Origin of the sequence: Lujinxingia vulgaris (genome assembly GCF_007997005.1) — a bacterium.
Taxonomy (GTDB): domain Bacteria; phylum Myxococcota_A; class Bradymonadia; order Bradymonadales; family Bradymonadaceae; genus Lujinxingia.
The window spans coordinates 1-2069 of record NZ_VOSL01000092.1 but is presented as its reverse complement, the minus strand read 5'-3'; the positions used below and the strand labels follow the sequence as shown (position 1 = coordinate 2069).

General features: G+C 63.9%; 3 protein-coding genes. 2 read left to right on the top strand and 1 reads right to left on the bottom strand.

From position 1 onward, the window contains the following. On the top strand, positions 1-387 hold a 387-nt coding region (locus FRC96_RS16060), incomplete at its 5' end, for a DbpA RNA binding domain-containing protein (RefSeq protein ID WP_230470331.1). 28 nt (positions 388-415) lie between these two features. Beyond that, positions 416-955 carry a hypothetical protein gene (locus FRC96_RS16055; protein ID WP_146975915.1) on the top strand — a complete coding sequence of 180 codons (540 nt, stop codon included), beginning with the start codon at positions 416-418 and terminating at the stop codon, positions 953-955. 150 nt (positions 956-1105) lie between these two features. Here FRC96_RS16055 and FRC96_RS16050 read toward each other — a convergent pair. Then, positions 1106-2069 (bottom strand): class I SAM-dependent methyltransferase (locus FRC96_RS16050; protein ID WP_146975913.1); only part of this gene is annotated, 964 nt, incomplete at its 5' end.

Below are 2069 nucleotides of genomic sequence, written 5' to 3'. Positions count from 1 at the left end.
AGTTTTGTTGCCGAGCCGAGCAAGCCGCGCCGTGAGCGCACCCGCCGCCGCTCGCGCGCAGCGCGCAATGGCAGCAGCCAGGGGGGAAGCGCGAGCGCCGCACCGGCAGTTCCTGCCCCTGTGGCCGCGCCCAGCGCTCCCGCACCTCGCGATACGCGTAAGATGTACCTGAACCTGGGCAGCTCCACCTTCGGCTCTGACGAAGAACTGGTGACCATGCTATGCTACATGTCCGGCATGGACCCGGAGGACTTTGGTGATCTTCAGATGGAGAGCTCCTACTCCTTCATTCATGTGCGCCGCGAGTACTTCCGCGACGTCGTCGTGGCGCTCAACGGGCAGGTCTGGGAGGGCAACAACCTCACCGCCGAGGCCGCTCGTAAATAACCCCTCTGGTCGCGATAAGGTCTGAGCTATGCGCACACCCCTCGTAGCCCTGCTGCTCGCCAGCGCGTTCTTTACGATGAGCGCCTGCCAGGAAGATGCCCCGGCGGTGCCCGTCGATGAGTTTCCGGTCGATGAGAACCTGCCGCCGGCGGTCGTCGATCTTCCGGCGCCTCCGCCGGCCAGCGCCTTTGAGATCGTCGAGAAGAACGATGACGACACCCTGCGCGTCGAGGGGCTCATCGGTTATCGCGATCGCCACATGGACCAGAACGTCGTGGTCCGCGGGGTGGTCATGGAGGTCAAGGGCGACTGCGATCCGAAGCGCGCTCGCCAGCGCGGGGAGTCCTGCCCGCAGCCGCACCTGGTGATTCGCGACGACGCCGACGCTCGCCACGAGATGATGGTCGTGGGATACACCAACGACTTTCTTAAGAAGGCGCGCGTACGCGAGGGTGAGAGCTACGCATTTAAAGGTGTTTACCAGCGCATGGCCGAGGGCTTTGTCTCCTCGGAGAACGGCCTGCTGAAGCTGGAAGCCATCGACGATAACGAGGTCCCCAAAGGTTGATGACCAGGCGCGCGGGTTCACTGGAGCTCCGCAGGTTTGAGATCAAAAAGAAGGCCCACCCGGAGCTCCGGGTGGGCCTTTTCTGTAGACACGTCACGACTGCGGCCAGCGGCAACCTCGCAGCTCACAGCGAGCCGAGGTGCTGCTCATCTACATCGTGTCTTTTCGCGCGCGTTTCTCCGCCAGCACGATCACCCGCCGGCTCGACGCCCCCAGGAAGTAGCCCCGGGTGAAGCGCTCACCACTGATCTCCAGCACGTTAAAGCCGGCCACATGCAGCATCTGACGCAGCTCATGGACGTTGTAGAGACGGATGTAGCTGTTCTGCTCCAGCGGCGGGGAGTTGTCTTCGTAGATGAAAGAGCGCTTGGCGTGCAGGGTGCTCGTCTGGAAGTCGAACTCGCTCTCCTCCAGAAAGATGCAGCCCTCCCCTTCCCACCACAGGCGAGTGGGCGTCTCGCGCACCACGTAGTCGCGGTTGATGACATCGACCAGGATGCGCCCGCCCGGCTTGAGCGCGCGCTGAATCCCCTGAAAAACACGCAGGTTGGTGCGGTCGTCGAAGTAACCCACCGAGGTGTCCCAGACGTAGCAGCCGTCGAAGACCTCGTTGAAGTTGAGCTCGCGCATATCGCCGTGAATGAACTTCACGTTGGTCGAGCGCTGGCGGGCATCGGCCAGCGCCTTCTGCAGAAGGGGCATCGAGAGATCGACGCCGACCATCTCGTAGCCTTCTTCGGCCAGCCCGATGGCGTGACGGCCAAAGCCGCAGGCCAGATCAAGGATGCGCGAGCCCCGCTTAAGCTTGAGGCTCTTGCGAATGAACTCGACCTCCTGCTCGGTGCGCTCACCGATCGATGCCGGGATGGTGCGCAGGTACTCTTCGCTGAAGACCTCCTGGAACCAGACATCGCGCGGACGAAGTCGTTTGGTGCGCGGCCCCTGAGCTTTGGCCTTCTTCTCTTCGAGGAGCTCTTTGACCAGACCCTGCATCTCGGAGTCGCCGGCCGGCTCACCGGCCGAGGTGGTTTCAGCGGGCGCGGCAGCCGTCTCGGGCGCGGCCTCGGCGGCGCGGGGTGCCTCCGGGTCGGGGGTTGCCGGGAGCTCGGGCGTC

Bases quoted from the DNA above. Each gene is read 5' to 3' on its own strand.
- FRC96_RS16055 (WP_146975915.1), top strand. From the start codon at position 416: ATGCGCACACCCCTCGTAGCCCTGCTGCTCGCCAGCGCGTTCTTTACG.